General features: G+C 58.8%; 17 protein-coding genes. 6 read left to right on the top strand and 11 right to left on the bottom strand.

What is annotated here, in order from left to right; genetic code table 11:
* The first annotated feature begins 22 nt into the window (after nt 1-22).
* From ACP15R_RS19475 to ACP15R_RS19460, 4 genes are all read left to right on the top strand, one after another.
* A complete protein-coding gene (locus ACP15R_RS19475) occupies nt 23-964 on the top strand; it encodes a haloalkane dehalogenase (RefSeq protein ID WP_224868466.1) in 942 nt (313 codons plus the stop codon).
* A gap of 64 nt (nt 965-1,028) precedes the next feature.
* Nucleotides 1,029-1,838: an SDR family oxidoreductase gene (locus ACP15R_RS19470; RefSeq protein WP_224868467.1), complete on the top strand. Its 810-nt coding sequence runs from the start codon at nt 1,029-1,031 to the stop codon at nt 1,836-1,838.
* A gap of 61 nt (nt 1,839-1,899) precedes the next feature.
* Nucleotides 1,900-2,976 carry a glutathione S-transferase N-terminal domain-containing protein gene (locus ACP15R_RS19465; RefSeq protein WP_424987889.1) on the top strand — a complete coding sequence of 359 codons (1,077 nt, stop codon included), beginning with the start codon at nt 1,900-1,902 and terminating at the stop codon, nt 2,974-2,976.
* Nucleotides 2,977-3,024: 48 nt separating this feature from the next.
* A complete protein-coding gene (locus tag ACP15R_RS19460; protein WP_424987888.1) occupies nt 3,025-4,380 on the top strand; it encodes a DUF1254 domain-containing protein in 1,356 nt (451 codons plus the stop codon).
* Between the two features lie 27 nt (nt 4,381-4,407).
* Here ACP15R_RS19460 and ACP15R_RS19455 read toward each other — a convergent pair whose 3' ends face one another.
* The 10 genes from ACP15R_RS19455 to ACP15R_RS19410 all read right to left on the bottom strand — a co-directional run bounded on the left by ACP15R_RS19455 (nt 4,408) and on the right by ACP15R_RS19410 (nt 14,539).
* Entirely contained in the window at nt 4,408-5,070 is a 663-nt protein-coding gene (locus ACP15R_RS19455) for a nitroreductase (protein ID WP_424987887.1), read from the bottom strand.
* Between the two features lie 35 nt (nt 5,071-5,105).
* A complete protein-coding gene (locus ACP15R_RS19450) occupies nt 5,106-5,795 on the bottom strand; it encodes a hypothetical protein (protein ID WP_424987886.1) in 690 nt (229 codons plus the stop codon).
* 52 nt (nt 5,796-5,847) lie between these two features.
* Entirely contained in the window at nt 5,848-7,080 is a 1,233-nt protein-coding gene (locus tag ACP15R_RS19445; RefSeq protein WP_424987885.1) for an iron-containing alcohol dehydrogenase, read from the bottom strand.
* A 36-nt stretch (nt 7,081-7,116) separates the two neighbouring features.
* Nucleotides 7,117-9,111 (bottom strand): alkyl/aryl-sulfatase, encoded by a 1,995-nt coding sequence (locus ACP15R_RS19440; protein ID WP_424987884.1) that lies wholly within the window; start codon nt 9,109-9,111, stop codon nt 7,117-7,119.
* Nucleotides 9,108-9,545, bottom strand: coding sequence for an SRPBCC family protein (locus ACP15R_RS19435; RefSeq protein ID WP_224868474.1), 438 nt, complete (start codon nt 9,543-9,545; stop codon nt 9,108-9,110). Before ACP15R_RS19435 ends, ACP15R_RS19440 begins: the two co-directional genes overlap by 4 nt.
* Before the next feature lie 52 nt (nt 9,546-9,597).
* On the bottom strand, nt 9,598-10,833 hold the full coding sequence (locus ACP15R_RS19430; RefSeq protein ID WP_224868475.1) for a glutathione S-transferase family protein: 1,236 nt from the start codon (nt 10,831-10,833) through the stop codon (nt 9,598-9,600).
* 104 nt (nt 10,834-10,937) lie between these two features.
* Nucleotides 10,938-11,579, bottom strand: a complete 642-nt coding sequence (locus ACP15R_RS19425; protein WP_224868476.1) for a glutathione S-transferase family protein — start codon at nt 11,577-11,579, stop codon at nt 10,938-10,940.
* Nucleotides 11,580-11,593: 14 nt separating this feature from the next.
* Nucleotides 11,594-12,277 carry a glutathione S-transferase family protein gene (locus ACP15R_RS19420; RefSeq protein WP_224868477.1) on the bottom strand — a complete coding sequence of 228 codons (684 nt, stop codon included), beginning with the start codon at nt 12,275-12,277 and terminating at the stop codon, nt 11,594-11,596.
* A gap of 51 nt (nt 12,278-12,328) precedes the next feature.
* Nucleotides 12,329-13,444: a hypothetical protein gene (locus ACP15R_RS19415; RefSeq protein ID WP_424987883.1), complete on the bottom strand. Its 1,116-nt coding sequence runs from the start codon at nt 13,442-13,444 to the stop codon at nt 12,329-12,331.
* 6 nt (nt 13,445-13,450) lie between these two features.
* Nucleotides 13,451-14,539: a DUF2855 family protein gene (locus ACP15R_RS19410; RefSeq protein ID WP_424987882.1), complete on the bottom strand. Its 1,089-nt coding sequence runs from the start codon at nt 14,537-14,539 to the stop codon at nt 13,451-13,453.
* 225 nt (nt 14,540-14,764) lie between these two features.
* Here ACP15R_RS19410 and ACP15R_RS19405 point away from each other — a divergent pair, with 225 nt between their 5' ends.
* Together ACP15R_RS19405 and ACP15R_RS19400 are read left to right on the top strand one after the other, a co-directional pair.
* Nucleotides 14,765-15,334: a TetR/AcrR family transcriptional regulator gene (locus ACP15R_RS19405; protein WP_424987881.1), complete on the top strand. Its 570-nt coding sequence runs from the start codon at nt 14,765-14,767 to the stop codon at nt 15,332-15,334.
* Nucleotides 15,335-15,723: 389 nt separating this feature from the next.
* Complete coding sequence (locus tag ACP15R_RS19400; protein ID WP_424987880.1) at nt 15,724-17,928, top strand: TonB-dependent receptor; 2,205 nt, start codon at nt 15,724-15,726, stop codon at nt 17,926-17,928.
* 116 nt (nt 17,929-18,044) lie between these two features.
* Here ACP15R_RS19400 and ACP15R_RS19395 read toward each other — a convergent pair whose 3' ends face one another.
* Nucleotides 18,045-19,886 carry a sulfatase-like hydrolase/transferase gene (locus tag ACP15R_RS19395; RefSeq protein ID WP_424987879.1) on the bottom strand — a complete coding sequence of 614 codons (1,842 nt, stop codon included), beginning with the start codon at nt 19,884-19,886 and terminating at the stop codon, nt 18,045-18,047.
* Between the last annotated feature and the right edge of the window lie 22 nt (nt 19,887-19,908).

Genomic DNA, 19,908 nt, shown 5'->3' with positions numbered 1-19,908 from the left:
AAAAATACGCGAGATTGAAATAATGATGGACATACTGCGCACGCCCGACGAGTGCTTCGAAAACCTGCCGGGCTATGGCTTTGCGCCGCACTACACCACCATCCTCGACGACGATGGAACGGAAATTCGTATTCACCACGTGGATGAAGGGCCGCGGGATGCTGAACCGATCCTGCTGATGCACGGCAACCCTTCCTGGGCCTACCTGTACCGCAAAATGATACCGGGGCTGCTGCAGAGCGGGCGCCGGGTTATTGCCGTGGACCTGGTAGGTTGTGGGCGCAGCGACAAGCCCGCACGCAAGCAGTATTACACCCTCGCACGGCACATGGACTGGATGAAAAAATGGCTGCTCGCCAACGACCTGCGCAACATTACCCTGTTCTGTCAGGACTGGGGTGGCACCATCGGTCTGCACCTGGTGGCCAAATTCCCAGAGCGTTTTGATCGCGTCATTGCCAGTAATACTGGCGTGCCCACCGGCAAGGGCGGCAACCGCTACCTGGATATCTGGCTGGCCGTGATGCGCTGGATGCCGTCCTTCCCGTGGAAAATCGCCTTTAAGAACACAATCCAGTGCGAAGAGTTCAATCAGGCGAAGTTCGATGCCTACCGCAAGGCACCCTTCCCGGCGCGCCGTTACCAAGCCGGTATATTGCAGTTTCCGCAGCTTATTGCGATCCATCCGGATAACCCGGGAGTACCGCTGAATAAGGAAACCTGGGCCGGCCTGAAACAATTTCACAAGCCCTTCCTGACCCTGTTTGGCAATCGTGACCCGGTCTCCCGCGGTTTTGAAAAAACATTGCAGAAACATGTGCCGGGCGCCCGCGGCCAGGCGCACAAGATCATCCGTGGCGGTGGCCACTTTATCCAGGAAGATAAACCGGAGGAACTGGTGGCGGAGATACTGCCGTTCCTCGAAGTGCACCAGTCCACCGAGGCCGCAAGCGATCCCGCGTAGTGCCAGGCGCAGATGGGTTGCCCAAAAAATAGAAAAGTAAAAAATAGAATAATCGAGTAAAAGTATGCCCAGCACGAATAAGAATACATTCGCCGAGCGCCGCATTGCGATTACCGGCGCGTCCGGCGGCCTCGGCCGCGAACTGGCACTGTGCTTTGCCCGCAATGGCTGGCGCGTCGCCGTGGCGGATGTGCGTGAGGCGGAAGGCGAAGCGGTGGTAGGGGAGCTCAAAACCCTCGGCGCAGAGGCCTTCTATCAGCACTGCGACGTGCGCCAGGAAACCGACTTTGAAACCCTGCTGGGCGCCTGCCAGCAGCACTGGGGCGGCGTGGATGTGCTGGTGAATAATGCCGGCGTTGCCAGTGCCGGGCGCATCGAGAAAGAACCCATCGACAATTGGCTGCGTTTGCTGGACATCAACACCCTGGGGGTGGTGCGCGGTTGCAAGGTGTTTGCACCGGCACTGAAGGCCCAGGGCGGTGGCCAGCTTGTGAATATTGCGTCGATCGCGGGCATCGCCTCGGTGCCAAAAATGAGTAGCTATAACGCCAGCAAGGCGGCGGTGGTCAGCTTGTCGGAAACCCTGCGTGCGGAACTATCCCCTGACGGTATTGGTGTGACCGTGGTTTGCCCGCATCTGTTCCGCACCGGGCTACTGGACTCCATGGTAAACAACAATGACCGCACCAAGGCCGGCATTGGCAAAACCATGGATGCTTCACCGCTGTCCGCCGCGGATATTGCGCAGATGATCTACCGCGCAGTATACAAAAATACGTTTATGCTGTTGCCGCACCGGTCGACGCATTGGGTCTGGTGGCTGAAGCGCCTGTCGCCTTCGCTGGATCGCTGGCTGTCGGCGCGCTTGGCCTGATTCTGCGGCAGTGGTTTGGTCTGTGGGACGTTACTGATATAGGAAACCTTGGAGAAAGCGAGTGAGTAACATCGACCCGATCCAGATATTCGGCCACATTGGCTCGCCCTACAGTCGCAAGATGGTGGCGCTGATGCGTTACCGGCAGATTCCCTACCGGGTGACCTGGGGGGACCCCCGCGAGGCATTGCAATCTTTAGGGGTGGCGGTGCCCAAGCCCGCCCTGTTACCGGTACTGTTGTTGCCGGGTGACGATGAGCAGCCTCACCCTCACCCTCACCCTCACCCTCAGCCAGAGGCGCTGTGCGACTCTACCCCCTTGATTCGCCGTCTTGAGCACCTGTATTCAGACCGGTCCGTGTTGCCGCAGGACCCGGCGCTGGCGTTTATCGATTACCTGCTCGAGGACTATGCCGATGAGTGGGTAACCAAGTTTATGTTTCACTACCGTTGGCACTTTGCCGCCGATGCCGGTCACGCGGGTAACCTGCTTCCGCTGGGTTACTCGGTGAGCCTGTCGGATGCCATGTTGCAGCAGATGAAAACAATGCTGTCCGAGCGCCAGATCGGCCGCCTTGGTGTGGTGGGCTCCAGCGAACAGACCGCACCGGTAATCGAGGTCAGCTACCGCCGCTTCCTGCAGGTAATGGACGCGCATTTGGCCAGCCAGCCGTATATGCTCGGCACCAGGCCAGGTGCTGGCGACTTCGCCTTGTACGGCCAGCTCACGCAGCTGGTGAGTGTAGACCCAACGCCGCGACACATCGCCCTTGAATTGGCGCCCCGGGTCGTTGCCTGGACCAGCCTGATGGAAGACCAGAGTGGCCTCGACCTTGCCGGTGCACGGTGGAACGACCTCGCGGACCTTCCACCGACCTTGCGCCCGTTGTTGAATGAAATTGGCCGCACCTATGTGCCGGCACAGCTCGCCAATGAAGCTGCCCTCCGGGCTGGTCAAAATACCTGGGAATGCGAGATCGACGGTCAGCGCTGGGCCCAGTCTGCGTTCCCATACCAGGCCAAGTGTCTGGGTTGGCTGCGCGAGGAGTTTACGCAGCTGGCGAAAGCCGACCAGCAGCGCGTGCTGGGAGTCCTGGATGGCACCGGTTGTGAGGCGTTACTCGATGGGTTTGTTTAAAAGAATGTGTCTGAGACCCGGAGCTATTTCCCTGCTGGAAGCGTTGTCATGAAAAAAACGCTGCTCGTGTTGTCTGCCCTGATCGTACTACTGGGCGGGCCAGTGTTATACGGCCTGAGTCTGGTCAAAAAGACCGCTCAGGCCTATGTGTACAGTTATCCGCTCGCGCTGATGGCGCTTACGCGCGAGTCGATGGTCAGTAATGGCTTTACCCTCAACCAGTTCAGCCATATCCAGTCTTTTCCCGACCACACTTTTCGCAACGTGGTGCGTCCAAATAACGACACGCTCTACAGTATTGCCTGGCTGGATTTATCCACCGGGCCGCTGGTGCTGGACGTGCCGGACACCGCCGGCCGCCAGTACGTCATGCCACTGATGGATATGTGGACCAATGTATTTGCCACCGTTGGCAAAGGGAGCACCGGCACCGGCGCCGGCAGTTACCTGATTGCGGGGCCGGACTGGCAGGGCACGGTGCCCGCCGGTGTACGGGAAATTACCGCGCCCACCAACGGCGTGTGGATTATTGGTCGCATCCAGACCAACGGTCGCTCCGACATCCCCAGTGTGCGCGAATTACAGCGGGAAGTTTTCCTCACGCCATTGGCCAAGTGGGTGGCCGGGGCGCGCCATAATGGGCAGGCGGCAAAAACCAATACGCAATCCGCTAAAACAGACCCCGCTGCGGAACTAATGGCGATGTCCGCGACAGAATATTTCGCACTGGTACATAGATTACTGCAGAAGCAACGAACCCTCGCGCAGGATGCAGTGGCTGTGATGGGTCTGCGTACACTGGGAATTGCGCCTGGCAGCAACGAGGTAAAAGAGCGTTGGAATCCGTTGCAGACACTGCTGATGGACAGGGCAATCAAGATTGCACAAAACCGGGTACTGTCTGCGGTAAATGGTCCGCGCGCGCTGGAAAATGGCTGGGCCGTTTGGCGTTCTAAACTCGGGCGCTACGGCGATGATTATGGTCTGCGTATGGCGGTGGCAGTTATTGGCCTCGGTGCCTTGCCCCCGGAAGAGGCGGCCTACCCCAACGCCGAAGTCGATGTTGAGGGTAACCCATTGCTCGGCGCAAACCGTTACCGCCTGCATTTTCCTGCCGGGCAGACGCCGCCGGTGGATGCGTTCTGGTCGCTGACCATGTACGACGAGGACGGCTTCCTGGTCGACAATCCCATTAACCGCTATACGATCGGCGACCGGGACTCCCTGCAATACAACGAGGACGGCTCCCTGGACATCCTTATCCAGTTTAGTCCGCCAGAAAATCAGGCTAACTGGTTGCCGGCACCGGACGGCACTTTTGCGGTAACGATGCGCCTGTATTTGCCTGGCGATGAATTCCTGAGTGGTGAGTGGCAGGTGCCGGGACTGCAGCGCGTTCGCTAAAAGTTTTTCGTGGCTAACGTTATTGGCCTAGCTGATAAAAGTGACGGCCTCAGACAGTGTTGCCCGCTCGGTACGCGCGGTGTTCGCGGCTGCAGTTTCGTCCGGGTAGCCGAATGACATACCAAAAAGAATACCCTGATCTTCACTCAGCCCGAACATTTCCCGGGCGGGCGCGGGGAACTGCCCCAGGGCACCCTGGAAGCAGCTGCCGAGTCCATGCTCTTCCAATAGCAGTGCCAGGGTTTGCGCGTAAATGCCGATATCAACCGCGCCCATGATGCCGAGGTACTTGTCCATCACAAAGAATGCCGCGTGCGGTGCGCCAAAGAATTCCCAATTTCGCACCATCGCCATCTGCCGAGCGTTCTTGTCCTCCCGCGCAATACCCATCGCGGAATACAGGGCATTGGCCGAGCCAAACTGACGCTCGCGGTGGACGCCGGCGTACTTCACCGACCAGTCAAAATCCGGTTTGGGCCCCTCGCCTTTCATCAGCTCTTCGATAAAGCGCTGCTTCAGTGCGTCTTTCTTGATGCCTGAGACGACGAAAGTTTGCCATGGCTGCACGTTGCAGTTGGACGGTGACTGTTGCGCGCGGGTGAATATGTCATTCAGCAGCGCCTGGGGCACCGGTGTGTCTTTGAAGGCGCGGGTGGAGACCCGGCTGTCGATGGGGGAAAGTTCGCTCATACAATCTTCTTCTTTTTATCCGCTACAAGAGGTATTCAAATCGTCGCTGTTGCTCCGGCTTGATTTTCCCGCGTTGCATTTTTCATATTGTTGCCGCGTCGGGCAAAGGCAGATAGTAGCAGATCAAGCAGTGCCGTCAGAGAAAACAGGATGAGCCCGAGCAGCAGGCGCGGGTCAGCCAGGTACAGGCTGGGTTCGATTGGGTAGGCGATGGTTTTTTCCAGTGCTGCGGTCTTGAAGTCGTGGCGGCCGAGAAATACCGGGTTGCTGATGACCTCCATAAAATCGCGCCGGCTGCGGTAGCGGAAGATGGCGGCACTGGTCCACTCCTCGGCGCCCTCGAGTCCGATAAGGTCGATCACCGGGAATACGGCATCACCCATAAGTACCGGATGGCTGGCCCGTTTCACGAGTGCCGGCAGCATATGTTCCAGGTACAGCCCCATCAGGGTATCGGCGTCTGCGTTGGCCGGTGCGCCTTCCACCGCTGGTGGCTCGGCATTATTGTGGATCGCATTGACCATCAGGAACTGGCGGCCGCTGTCTTCACGCATAAAGCGCGCCAGCTCATCCACCCGTTCTGCGGACACGTCGTTGTCGGTCAGTGCCCGGGTGATCTTTGCTACTTCTGCGTCACTGAGCGGGCCGGAAAAATCGGTGTACCAGAAAACAAAAAGGGCATACAGCAGGGCTGGTAATAGCCAGAGTTTTACGCGCGTTGACATCGGTAGTCCTGTAGTGGTGTTGCTTTGATTTTTTTCGAATGCGCCGGCTAATTTATCCGGCAGGATTCTCAACGGATGGCAATAACTTACGCAAAAGCGCCTCACACTGCTGTTGGTTCATCAGCGTGGGTACCGGGTAGTCCGGGTTGCCTTCCTTGAGGGCGCGCTGCGCAAGCTGCGGAATGTCGTTTTCCTGCAATTGCGCTACCTTCGTGGGAATATCCATGTTGCGATTCATATCGCGGACCTTTTCGATAAAGCGCATGGCAAGGTCTGCTGTCGGTTCACTGGCATCCCCCAGCCCGCCAACGATCGCCAGGCGTGCCAGCTTGTGCTCACAGTCCGCGCGCGAGAAATCCAGGATGTGCGGCAGCACGATGGCATTGGCGAGGCCGTGAGGTACCCCGTACATGCCACCCAGGTTGTGTGCGATGGCATGTACATAGCCAATGAGTGCCCGGGTAAATGCGAGCCCTGCAAAGTAGGAGGCCTGGGCCAGATTGTTGCGTCGATCCAGATCACTACCGTCCAGATACACCGCTTCGAGATCCTGGAAAATAATCTTTACCGCTTTCTCGGCATTCTCGTCGGTAAACGGTGTGCCAAATCTGCCGATATAGGCCTCGATGGCATGGGTAAGTGCATCCATGCCGGTACTGGAGGTGATGTGTGGCGGCAGGCCGAGCATCAGCTCGGGGTCCAGCACCGCGTAGCGGGGGACGATCTTCAGGCTGGTGACTGCGAATTTTTCCTGCGCCTGCGGATTGGAAACCACCGCGGCAATGGTGCACTCGGAGCCGGTGCCGGCGGTGGTGGGGATTGCAAATAGCGGTGGCAGTGCGCGGGCAATCTTGAACGCCCCACGCATTTTCATCACTGGTTTGCGCGGGTTGCTGGCGCGGGCGCCGATCATCTTGGCGCAGTCCATGGGCGAGCCACCACCAAAGGCAATAATGCCATCACAACGATTGTGCTGATATGCCGCCACCCCGGCCTCGATATTCTCGATCGTGGGATTGGGCTGCACACCGTCAAACACGCTACAGCCAATACCAATTTCTTCCAGTGCCTTGACCAGCGCATCCGCCAGGCCAAGCCGGGTGATGCCCTGGTCGGTGACCAGTAATACGCGACCTACACCGTGCTTCTGGGTAAGCAGCGGCAGCTGGGTAACGCTCCCGGCACCGGTGACCAATTCCGGAACCGGTACCCTGATCAGATTCACCAGTGGCTTGGTAATCGCATGTGCAGTGCGGTACAGCGCTTTTTGTAATGGCCACTTCATGGTGTCCTCCTGGCTATCTCTTCAATGTTGATGACGTCACGGAGTGACGATATCAAACTTCCCATCGGCCATACTGAACAGTGAAAAGAACCGGATCAGGTCCAGCTTGCTGCCGGTAACTTCCAGCTCATCGGAAAACAGCACTTCCTTGGCGCTCGCCTGCCGGGTCAACAGTCTCAGAAACAAGTCGTGGGTCAGGGTCAGCGTGGCATTCGCGTTGGGGTCGGGTTGCCGCTGCCAGTAATGCAGCACGGCGTTTTCGACCTGCAGTACATAGCTCTGGTTGAGGTCGGGGAAAACGAAGTTAACGGTCAGGTTTTCGCCCTCGGCCTTGGGGCCGTCCAGGCCCACCGCGATGGTGTCGAGAAAGCGTGGCAGGGGCATGTATTGCAATTGCTCGGCGGCCAGCGCCAGATCCATGCCGTGCTCGGGACCGCCGTGGCGCAACTCATAGGCACCGCTCAGGTACACGTCCCGCCACGGGCCGGATTCCGCGATATACCCCAGCTGGTCGTAGGTTTTCGCCAGCAGGGCTTTGGCGTCGTCATTATCGGGTTCCGCGAAGACCAGGTGGTTGAGCACCTCTGCCACCCACCGATATTCACCATCGTCAAAAGAGCGCTGCGCCTTGCTCAATACCGCATCGGCACCGCCCATAAATTCGATGGTCTTTTTCGCCGAGTCTACCGGTGGCAGCGGATTTAAATTGGCCGGGTTGCCGTCGTACCAGCCGAAATAAAACTGATACACCGCTTTCACATTGTGACTGACGGTGCCGTAGTAACCGCGGGTGGAAAAGTTATTGCGCAGCGACGCGGGGAGTTGGATCTGTTCGGCGATTTCCCGTGGCGTCAGGCCGGCATTGGCCATGCGGATTGTCTGATCGTGAATGTATTTATAAACATCGCGCTGCTTTTTGAGAAAGTCCACCACCTGCGCGTTGCCCCAGATCGGCCAGTGGTGGCTGCCGAAATAAATCTCCGCATTCCCGAAGCGCTGGATCACATCATCGATGGTGTTGCTCCAGTTCAGGCTGTCGCGCACCTTGGCACCGCGCAGGGTGTAGACGTTGTGCATCTGCTGTGAAACCAGTTCGGCACCACACCATGCATTGTGCTCGGGCAGGTAGAAAGTCAGTTCCGCGGGGGCTTCCGAATGGGGTGCGTTCTGAAAGACAAAAGGCACGCCGTCAATCACGTGCTGTTGCGGCGTTTCAGTGACGAGATAATTTGGTGGTAACACGCTGCTGGAGCCCAGCGCGGGCTCTTTGCCCAGGCCGGTGTCCACATGTGCGCGCTCGGAACGTGGCAGTCGCTTGCCATACATGTACAGGGCGCGGCGATACATCGCCATGCCGGCCATGGAGTTCTCGCTGGTGGCTTCTTCCATAAAGCCTTCGGGGGCGATGAGGTCCACCTTGCCACTGGCGATCTCCTCGGCGGAGACCAGTGCAGTGGCGCCACCAAAGTGGTCCACGTGACTGTGCGTAAAGATAACCGCAGAAATTGGCTTGCGCTGCAGGTGCTGCATGGCAAATTCGAAGGCGTAATGGGCGGTTTCTTTGGAGGTGAGCGGATCGACAACGATCCAGCCCTTTTCCCCATCGATCAGCGTCATGTTGGCGAGGTCAAAGCCGCGCAGCTGATATATGCCCTCGGTGACTTCAAACAGGCCGTGGATATTGTTCAGTTTGGCCTGGCGCCAGAGGCTGGGGTTGACGCTGGCGGGCGCGTCGCCCTGAATGAAGTCGTAGGCGGTAAGGTCCCACACGGGGCCGGATCCGGGCCCATCAATCCGAAGCTTGTCAGCGCTGGCAATCAGGCCGCGGCGGGCATCGGCAAAGTCCTGCTGATTGGCAAACGGCAGTTGGTTCAGCACATCGGCATTCGCGCGGATGGTCGCTGCGGTGGGTGCGCTGAAACCGTATTTATCCGGGCTGTCGTTGATGCTGCTGTCGGCGTTGTTATCAGAACTACTGCCGCAACCAGTCAGGGCGACGGCACAGAGCAATACGGGAATAAGCGGCTTCATAGTGCAGAGACTTGCTTGAGTAGTGAGCCAAAGCCCTGGCGCCCCTTGCGCTCGAACAGGGGGCCGAGAAAGAGTTTGCCGAGAACAGGGATGTTGATGGAACCTCTGGAAATCCAGGTGACCTTGGTCCCCCCTTCTACCTCGCTCAGGGTAACGCTGCCGATATCGTGGTTGAATGGCAGGGGCGAGGATTTTTCGATCTTGTAATCGAGCCGGTAGGGGCGCTCGAAGCAGGTAATGCGCTCTGCAAATTTTATCGCGCCCAGGTCAATGTGGCGCAGCGCTCCCTCGCCATTTTTTTCTGTATGCCCGGGCTCCAGAAGCTTTGCACCGTTTACTCCGCGAAAGCGTGCATACGCCGCGTGGTCGGCGAGTATTTCGAATACGGTATTAATGTCTTTGTCGATAATACGTTCTACATGAATATCAAACATGGAATTTTACTTCGTTATTCGCTACAGGGAATGGCATAACAGTGGATACGCATCAGGTGGCATTGGCCTGCGCGGCCTTCTCCTTGATGCGCTTAATACGCGCGTCAGGGATACCATCTTTGATAAAGGGCGGGGTGAATCCGTCGAACAGGCTGTTGTGGAGGATTCCATCGCCGATCAATCCGGGCATTATCTGCGCGTCGCGCAGTGCGGTGCTCAGGTCCGCTTTTTCGCCATCGGTAAGTGCTTCGTAACGCAACTGCAGCTGCTCGAAGCTCCAGGCGCGGTATTGATGCGCACTGAAGGACGCGGTTGCGCCGTAAATGGTTTCCTCGAAGTGCCTTTCACGGGCAATGCAGGCCTTCGCGGTGGCTTTTGCCAATGGCAGGTAGGTCTTGCCGATAAAGCCCAGTAGTGCCAGCAGGCTGTCTGGCAACCCTTCATTAAAGTCGATCCAGTCGCCGAACTCGGTTTGGCCGGCGCAGCCGCGGGTATCCCCCAGGTCGGTGATGGTCTGTATCCAGTTGCAGGTGCGCGGGGCCTTCACTTCCATGATTTCGTTGGAGCGGGGGTCTTCATACAGGTGCACCTTGAGCGGCCCGTATAGGGAGAAGTCCGCGACTGACGGTTTGAATCCCAGCAAAAACTGATGGTGCTTGAAGTGTTGTTCGAGTATCGCCAGCAGATCTTCAACTTGCTGGTCCATGCTGGCACGCACCTCGTCACCCACAAGACCCAGGTGCTGGTTAAAGCCGGACTGGCGTTCCACCAGGAATGGCGCCAGGTCTTTGGCTTCCATGTCGGCACTGCCAAAGGTGAAACCCCTGGCGATGCGGTGGCTCACGGCGGCCCGGTTCTGTTCATTGCCCCAACGGGTGTGCATGTGAATGCGCGGCATGTATTCATCGGCAAACTCTTCGATCAGCCACATCAGGAATGCGAGGCGCGCATCGTGCGGTACGGTTTCCACTGCCGGAAATTTTTCTTCCAGATGCATCACAATCGGAGTGGAATCCTGCATCACCTGATCATCGGGTGTCAGCATAATGGGGACAATGGATTGTCCGGCCACTTTCTTTGCCCACTCGAGTTCCATATGGTTGGCGCCCACCTTCTTATAAGGGATGCCCTTGTAGTTCATAAAGGTCATGACTTTGTAGGAGTAGGGCGAAGCCTGTGCCTGCCAGATGCGGTAGTGATCCTCTTGGCCGCGGTGGAGCTGTTTACTTTCTTCGTGCAGCTTCTGTTGGTGTGCGATGTTGGCCGGGATTTCTTTATTCTCTTGCATATTTTTTCCGTTGGGTAGAGCCGTCTACTCGTATCAAACGCTGGCAAATTATATTTTTAGCTTCACGTTTCATCGGGTGCGTTAGTAACGCCTGGTATAGCTGTTTAACTCAGCCCCAGAACCCGTGCTTCTTTTTCCAGAATTTTTTGAACGGCCGGCAGTGCCTTCACTCGCTCAATCAAACCCGCCAGTGCCGGCCAGCGCGCTGGATCGACATCGTAGCCGGCGTAGCTGGCATTAAAGAACGGGCTGGCAATACACAGGTCCGCCATGGAGAAGTCGCTGAATACAAAACCCTCTGCGGGAATCTGGCTCTCCAGGTAATCCAGTAGCGGCGGCAGGTCGCGGTCGATGATCTTTGCGACTTTTGCTTCGTCCGGTTCCTGCTTGAACGCAAGTGGCCGCATAAAGCGCTGGAAGAAAATACCCGCGGCGAGTTCGGAAACGCGCCCGCCACACAGGTCTTCGTACCAATGTGCCCTGGCCTTGTCAGCCACGGTTTGCGGATACAGTGGTGTTTCCGGGTAGGCCGCTTCCAGGTACTGGCAGATCACCTTGGAGTCCCCCAGGGTCAGGTCGCCATCCACCAGTGTGGGGACCTTGCGGAGGGGGTTGATTTTTAGGTACTCCGCGTCGCCGCTGAATGGCATTTGCGGAATCAGCTTGAAGGGGATGCCCTTGAGGTCCAGAGCGATCAAAACTTTGCGGACAAAGGGTGAGCCGTGCACACCGTAGACCTGAATCATGTTGTGTTCCCCAATTAGGTTTGCAGCGCTTTGCGCGCGCCGGTTTTGAATTTCTCCTGCTCTTTTTCGTCGTCGAGCAGGTTGCCGAGGCTGAACGGCACTGCAATGCCTTTTTGCATGCCGGGCTGTTCGTACATGGCGCTGAGCCAGCGATTGAGATGCTCGAGGCCTTCTACCGATACACCGGACCATTTGTGGGTGCGCACCCAGCACCAGTTGGCAATGTCGGCAATGGAGTAGTCGTCGGCGAGCCATTCGCGCTCCGCCAGCCGCGTGTCCAGTACTTCGAACAGGCGCCGGCATTCATTGTGAAAGCGGTCGATCGCCGGCTGCAGTTTCTCCGGGAAATAACGGTAGAACACATTGGCCTGGCCCATCATCGGACCGACGCCGCCCATCTGGAACATCAGCCATTGCATGACCGTAGTGCGGCCCTTGCTGTCGGTGGGCAGCAGCTTGCCGGCCTTTTCCGCCAGATAGACCATGATGGCGCCGGACTCGAATACCGCGAAGTTGTCCTGTGCGCGGTCAACGATGACCGGGATGCGACCATTCGGGTTCATGGCCAGAAATTCCGGTTTTTTCTGCTCGCCTTCAACGATATTTACAAAGTGTGATTCGTAGGGAATCTCCAGCGCTTCCAGCGTGCAGGATGCCTTGTGCCCGTTGGGCGTTGGGGCTGTGTAGAGATCGATCATGGGCGTTAACTCTCCTGTTGATTATTATTGCCGCGTCAAAATGCGGCTGGTTCAGGCCGCAGTGACCCGGTCGAGTTTGTGTGGCAGGTCGTCGCGGCCAACTTCGATCAGGTGATCGGCCAGCGCGCCGCGGTTGCCACTTTGCCAAAGTTCGAAGAAATCGTCGGCGAGGCGACGGTTCATATCGGCCACGGTGTTCCAGTACTTACGCAGTTCATCTTCGGTCAGGCGGCGGAAGTCGTCGCGGTCGGGAATTTTGCCGTAGGGCAGGCTGGCGACGAAGGCCGGTGACGGCGCCACAAGCAAGGTGTTTTCCATCGCACCACCGCGCACCCAGCGCCAGCTGAGGGACTTATCAAACCAGCCCGGCACCATATACGGGAAAAAATGCGGGTACAGGGCCAGGCCCTGTGGGTGCCGGAAAGCGAGGTCGAAGTGGTAGTCGGTAATACCACCGTCGCGGTAGTTGCCCGCCGGTGCGCCGTGGGGATTCTGTACTCCCGCCATGACCAGCGGAATCGCACCGCTTGCCAGTACCGCATCGGATACATTGTGCTCGGACAGCCGGGTGTTGACGGTGCGCAGGTTGTCGAACTGCACCGACGCAGATTTGCCGGCGTGGAAGACCACGCGCTCCCAGAAGGCGCGCAATGTGCGGCGCGACACCGCATTGGCCATGGCCGATGCCATCAACACCGGCGCCAGTACCGCGCGGTTTTCGCTGGCCAGCGGGCCGCGTCCGCGCACGGTCACGAAATGGCTCTGCCAGATGGGGTTGTTTGCTACCTGCTGGGCGCCGGTTGGGCCCAGGGCGGTGAGCACCATCTGTTCGCCGACCGCGGTAATTTCCGCAGGGGTAGGGTTGTCCGATTCATACTGCTGGTTGATGTAGGCATCTTCGAGCCGGCCAATAGCCGCGGGGGCATCCTTCAGCGCGTAACACATATTGCGGAAGCTGCCGATGGAGGAGCCGACACTGGTGATTGGCGTGTTGCGGCCGGCAAAAAACTCGCCTGCCAGCAGCCGGTCGAGGTGGCTGATCGCCAGCCACTTGGGGCCACCGGAGGCGCCGATCAGGGTGGAGAACTGCTGCTGGTGCAGCCCCTCCTCACGGATGCGTCGGGCGGCGCTGGTGCCGGCCAGCAGTACGCAGGAATAGCGTTTCATAAGCAATCAGTCGAGTAGTGAAACCATCAGCCCGCGGCTGGCGCCGACCTGGTTGTCCAGCAGTTGCTGCCAGGCGTTATCCAGGGCCTCGGGCCCGTGCAGCCACTCGACCTTGAGGTTGCCGCTGGTGGCCGTGGCGATCTCGGCGCTGGCCATCATGGCTTTTTGCATCATCGCACCGGGCCCCCACTCCTTATCGCGTTTGGCGATCTGGCCGGGGGCAAAGAAGAAGGTGGGTTTGGCCCCGGGCAGGTCGCCGGCAGCACCGCCGCCTTCCCAGTGGCTGGCGCCAACCATGGCGCTCTCGACAATGTTGTCGCCGATATGCTGGTGCAGGGCGCGGGTCAGGGTGACGTTACCGGACATGTCGATATAGGCGGTCCGCAGGCTCGCGTCGATCTGGCTTTCCTCGCCGTAGTTCACCACCTGATCGCAGCAACCCAGGTCGCGCACAAACGCGGTGTTGCGGGCGGACGTCACGCCCACCACCTTGGCGCTGATTTCGCTATCGCGATGCAGCAGGTGCGCCAGGCCGAAGCCGGTCTTGGACGAGACGGAACCGATGATTACCTGCTCGGCGCCGAACAGGGCGTTGTCGATGAGGTAGTCGTACAGTACAAAGGAGGTGGCGAACAGCGGGAACAGCAGGCAGCGCTCATTCTCCAGCTTGGTGAGGATGTCTGGCTCCGCCTGGGTGCGGCGGTAGGCGTTGTACATGGCGGGCAAGGCCTGGCGATGCTCCGCCATATCCATAAACTGGTCTTCACGCACCTTGCCCGGAGTCAGTACCGTGTGGCTCGCCATGGGGAAGAAGCCCCACAGGCGCTCGCCAACGGGGACCTCGGGACTGTGGGATTCGACCACTGTGCCGCAGGCCCACACCGGCACCTTGCCCCATTGCCCTTCCGCAGGGAAATAGCCCCAGTAGCCGATCATCTCCCCGGACAGGGCGTAGCTGACGTTATTCGCGGTGAGGCCAAACTTGTCGATGGCGACCAGTACCTGGCCGTCCCCGGCGGTGAGGTCCTGTTCACCGACCGTGCGTGTCTTGCGGAAGTCCTTGCGGTCGACCCAGAGTTCAGTGCAGCTCGCCATTTTCAGGTCCTTTATGTTTTATGAATATAATGGCACTATATATGCCAATACTTGATTCGCCAAGTGCAATTCGTCACGCAAGAAGCAAGTACCGGTAGCTCGAATTCGGGAGAATGACTGGGTGCTGGAGAAATTGTGCGGTGAATAGGTCGTCAGGGTATGCTGTGGCACAATATCGCGCCGAATTATGGGTGGTGGCAAGTTCAAAGAGGAAACGGGGACGTTATGGAAGTCAAAGTAGATGGTCGTGCCCTGCGCAGTGTGCGTAGCCGCCAGCAGATTATTGACGCGATGCTCGCGCTGATGGAGCGCGAAATCTATATCCCCACGGCGCAGCAGGTGGCGGATGAGGCTGGTATTTCCATCCGCACAGTATTCCGGCACTTCACCGAAATGGAGCTGCTGTACGCGGAACTCAATTCGCAGGTGCGTCCTGTGTATGAAGCCCTGTTCAATAAAATGCCGGTGGAGGGTTCCCTTGAGGAGCGGCTGACCGGTTCGGTGCGCTGTCGCATGGAAGCCTTTGCCCAGCTGATCCAGCTGCAGCGGGCGACGTGGAGCCTGCTGTGGCGCTCGCAGGTCATCTCCGACGTTTATGCATCCAATGTGCGCAAGATGCGCAAGAACCTGGAAAAGTGCCTGCCGGAAATTTTGCAGTTGCCTGCGGACAAGCGCGAGGCCGTGGATGCAATTATGTCGTTTGAATTTTACGAGCGTCTTTCCCGGCACCAGAAGCTCTCTGATAAGGCCTGTGGCAGGGTCGTTGAGGGGCTGCTGAAGGATTTGCTCACCTGAGCTTGTCACCTTCCTTTTACCCGCTTTCTTCAGCTTCCCTGATGTACCCTGTTTCTGCCTGAATCTTTCTCCCTTTCAGGTAACTGCTAACTGACTGCTAACTGATTGGTGCATACGACCGCTGCACCAATGCAGTCCGCCTGCTCCGTTCTGCGCCTTTTTCCGTAATAGCTGGGTAACAGTTTCTCTTCATTTGGGTAGAAGTGACACAAGTTGTGCCGATTTATTCGGCTGTCCGCGATTTGCCTTGCATTCAATCCCTCGACTTGGCTAGCATTAAATTGATGTCGCAAGTTATGACAATAGTTGGCGATTAGGATCACCGGTGGTCTGGGTGAGGCTTGTTCGCCAATTCACAATAAAAAATCCAGCGATCTGGGAGAGAACCCATGCCGATCAATAAACTGTTTACCAAGACCGCGCTCGCGGTCGGCCTCGCCAGCGCCGCCACCACTGCCTGGGCGGAACTCGAAGAAGTCACCGTTACCGCCACCAAGCGCGAGCAGAGCGTGCAGGACATTGCCGTCTCGGTGAGCGCCTTGTCCGCCGAAGAAATGCAGCAGGCGGGCATCGACGATGCAAAGGATGTGGCTGTGCAGGTGCCGAGCCTGACGGTTAACCGCAATTTGAGCCCGTTTGCGGCTGGTATCCGCATCCGCGGCTTGGGCACCAACCAGAACGATCCTTCGCTGGAGGCCTCGGTGGCGGTTGTGGTCGATGGGGTTTACCTGGGTCGCTCCGGCCTCGGCCTTTCGGACCTGGTGGACATCGAGCGGGTGGAAGTGGTGCAGGGGCCGCAGGGCACTCTGTATGGTAAGAACGCCAATGCGGGTGTGCTCAACATCGTTACCCGTGGCGTGAACATGCAGGAGTCTGAAGCGCGCCTGGAAGCGTCCGCCGGCGATTACGGGCTGCAGAAGTACACTGCCTCAGTGAGCGCACCGATTGGCGACACAGCCGGCTACCGCCTGAGCGGTTCTGTTCACGAGCGCGATGGCTGGCTGGAGAGTGGTACCGGCCCGGACCAGAACGACCGGTCTGACTGGAACCTGCGCGGTAAATTTGCCTGGGAGCCCACCGATGCGCTCAGTGTGAACCTGATTGCCAGCCATGTAGAACGGGATTCCAGTTGCTGTGGCGCCGACACTACCATCAGCCCGGCTATGGCCAGCGTGTTGCAGATGAAGGGCCTGGAAGTGCCCGAAAACGATCCGCTGGATTACTACAGCAACAACGATTACCCGCTGGCGTTTACCCTCTCGGCCGATGCGCTGAGCGCAGTGGTGGATTACGACCTTTCGTTCGGTACTCTCACCTCCATCACCGCCTGGAACGATTACGAATGGGCGAGCAGTTTTGACGGCGATCGCACCGAGCTCGACCTCTACTATGTGGATGATAGCTACCGTGGCGAGAGCCTGGTGCAGGAATTGCGCCTGAGCAGCGACCTGGACGGACCGCTGCAGTATCTGGCGGGCCTCTACTTCAGTCACGAGGAGCTGGGCCGCGGTGATGGTCAGCCGATTGCGACCTTTGGTTCGGACATCCTCACCGTGGGCACTCAAGTGCATCCGCTGGGGCAGGCATTTGCCATGCTGGTGCGCCCCGGTGACAGCGCCACAGCGGAGAATACCTGGGAGACTGATACCTTTGCGGCCTTCGGGCAGGCTACCTATACCTTCTCCGACAGCTGGGAGGCCAGCGTTGGCCTGCGCTATACCGCAGAGGAAAAGTCCGCGGACATGTATGTGCGGGCTGATTCCACCGCAACCGGTATCCCCGCCGGTGCCTTTGGGCCGGGGGTGCCGGCCATGCCTATCCCGACATTGGTGTCTGCACTTTATGCGCCGGTGGACGACAGCTTCAGTCTCGAGGATGAAAGTGTCACCGGCATGGCGAGCCTGACCCATTTCGTCAATGAGGATGTGATGGTGTTTGCGTCTATCGCCACTGGCCACAAGTCCGGCGGTTTCAACGGCGTGGCGGGGGCGGGTGCGGAGCGCACCTACGATAACGAGCAGACCACCAACTACGAGCTGGGTATCAAGTCGCGCCTGTTCGACAACCAGCTGGAGCTGAATGCCACCGCGTTCCATATGCTGGTGGATGACCTGCAGTACCTGAGACAGCAGGCCATTGGCCTGGGTACCTATGTCGCCAATGAGGAGGACGAAGGCACGATCAAGGGCGTGGACCTGAATTTTGCCGCGGCACCCTGGCAGTTCCTGAAGCTGAGCGGCGGCGTACAGTACCTGGATAACGATGTCTTCCCTGCCTCGCGCTGGACCTCCAACCTGGCCGCTACCCTGATGGCGCCGGTAGCCGATGGTGCCGCCTACCTGCGTACCGACTACAACTACGCATCGGATCACCTCGTGAACCCGGATGTACCGGATTTCGTGCAGGACCGTGAGACTGTCAATGTGCGTGCCGGCTGGCGTAACGAAAGCTGGGATGCGGCCCTGTGGGCGAAAAACGCCACCAACGATGTCTACTCCTACCTGCGCACCGTGCCCGCAGCGATGACCGGCGCCCAGCAGGACTGGCTCGCCGAGCCGCGCACCATTGGTGCTACGGTCAGCTACCAGTTCTGAGGTGTGGAGCTGATCTAGTGTGAGTGTTGGGTCCAACAATGGGCGCATGCAGACGCAAAAAAGCCGGCGGGAAGCTGCCGGCTTTTTTGTGCTCTTCGGTTTGTACTTTCGTCCCGCTAGCCCCGGCGGCGACGGCGCCACAGCAGCAGCGTTGCGACGCCGGCCAGTAATAGTCCGGCAGCAAAGGCGATCTGCGGCAAGCGCTGCCTTACGGCATTGCGGGTTACCTGGCGTCGCTGGTTGTAGTCCGGCGGTACCGGCAGTACGCCGTTGTCGCGCACATAGGCTTCGTAATCGGACAGCAGCTCGGCAAAGCGTGCCGGCTCCTGCTGTTCCAGCGGTGTGGTTTCACCAGGGTCGCGTTCGATATGGTAAAGGTGCCACTGGCCATCGTTGTTGGGGCCGCGGTTGAAGGTGATCTTGTAATCTCCCTTGATCAGTGCCGCATTGCCACCGATTTCGTAAGCGATGGTGTCCTCGGGGCCGTATACCGCTGTACTGGGCTGTTCCAGCAGTGGCCGCAGGCTGCGACCGGTCATCGGCTCCACAGTGCGGCCGCGGTATTGGCCGCGGTGGTCGGCAACCCCGGCCAGTTCCAGCAGGGTCGGCGCCAGGTCTTTGACATAGGCGGTGGCGTGGCTGATTTGTCCGCGCAGGACATCGGCAACGGCTGGGCCACTGACCACTAGCGGTACCCGCATGCCGCCCTCCCCCGAGTGAAATTTGTAGTGCCCGAGGGGCGCGGCAGCGGCGCTGGCAAAGCTCGGGCCGATGGTGGCGAAGCTGCCCTTTTCGCCGAGGGTTTCGTAGTCGTCGGTGTAGTCCAGCAGCTTGAGCATCAGCAGGCGCTGTGGGCCGGTAATTTCATTGGGCTCGGGACCGTTGTCGGAGGTGAAGACGATAACGGTATTGTCGTATTCGCCGATGTCTTTCAGGTACTGCAGCAGTCGGCCGATGTGGACATCCATGGCATCGACCATGCCCGCATACACCGCCATGCGTTTGGCGTTGTAGCGCTGTTCCTCTTCCGACAGCGTCGCCCACTCGGCGGTGGTGTTCATGTGCTTCATCGCCGCATCGGCGGGCACCAGTCCCCTCGCTTTCGCCGCTTGCTGGCGCTGGCTGCGGATCGGGTCCCAGCCCTGGCGATAGGTCTCCAGATATTTCTGTGTGTATTTCCTTGGGGCCTGCATGGGCATATGCACGGCCATAAATGGCAAGTAGGTGAAGAATGGCTTGCCGTCGGCGCGGTTGCTGTCGATCTGCGCAATGGCCCTGTCTACCAGGAACTCCGAGGAATAGAAGTCTTCCGGCAGTTCAAATGGTTCGCCGTTCTCAAACCACAGGGTTTTTTCATACAGCGGCAGGTAACTTTTGTCGGACCAGTTGTCGCCGCCGGAATACGGCATCATGACGGTTTGTTCAAAGCCGCGGTTGATCGGGCGCAACGCCGGATCCTTGTAGCCCAGGTGCCACTTGCCCGCCATGTAGGTGTGATAACCCGCATCCTTGAGCTGGGTGGCGATGGTCACCACGTCCTTGCGCAGGTGCCCCTGGTAAAAGGGCGAGTGCGACTGTGCCGGTGTCAGTGCTTCGGCGATATTGGCGACGCCGGCGCGATGGCTGTCGACGCCCGACATCAGCATGGCGCGGGTCGGTGCGCAGCTGGGCGCGGTGCGGTATTTGCTGAAGCGCAGGCCCTGTTGCGCGAGGTCATCCAGGTTGGGGGTTTCGATCTCGCTGCCGTATGCGCCGAGGTCGGTGTAGCCGAGATCGTCGGCGAGGATCACCAGCAGGTTGGGGCGCTTCGCGGCGGCGGATGTTTCTGGCTCACTCGTACTTTCGCTCATTTGCGCCTGCGCCACAGCGCTGATGGCAGCGGCCAGTGAGGTGCAGAGCAGTGTGTGGGTGAAACGTTTGCCGGTGCGGCGAGCGGTTGAAGCGGGCTTGCGGTACATAGGGGCTGCGCCTGTATGGGGC

Source organism: Microbulbifer sp. S227A, assembly GCF_049800935.1.
The sequence above is the reverse complement of the archived record's forward strand: the minus strand, read 5'-3'. Positions and strand labels throughout refer to the sequence as shown.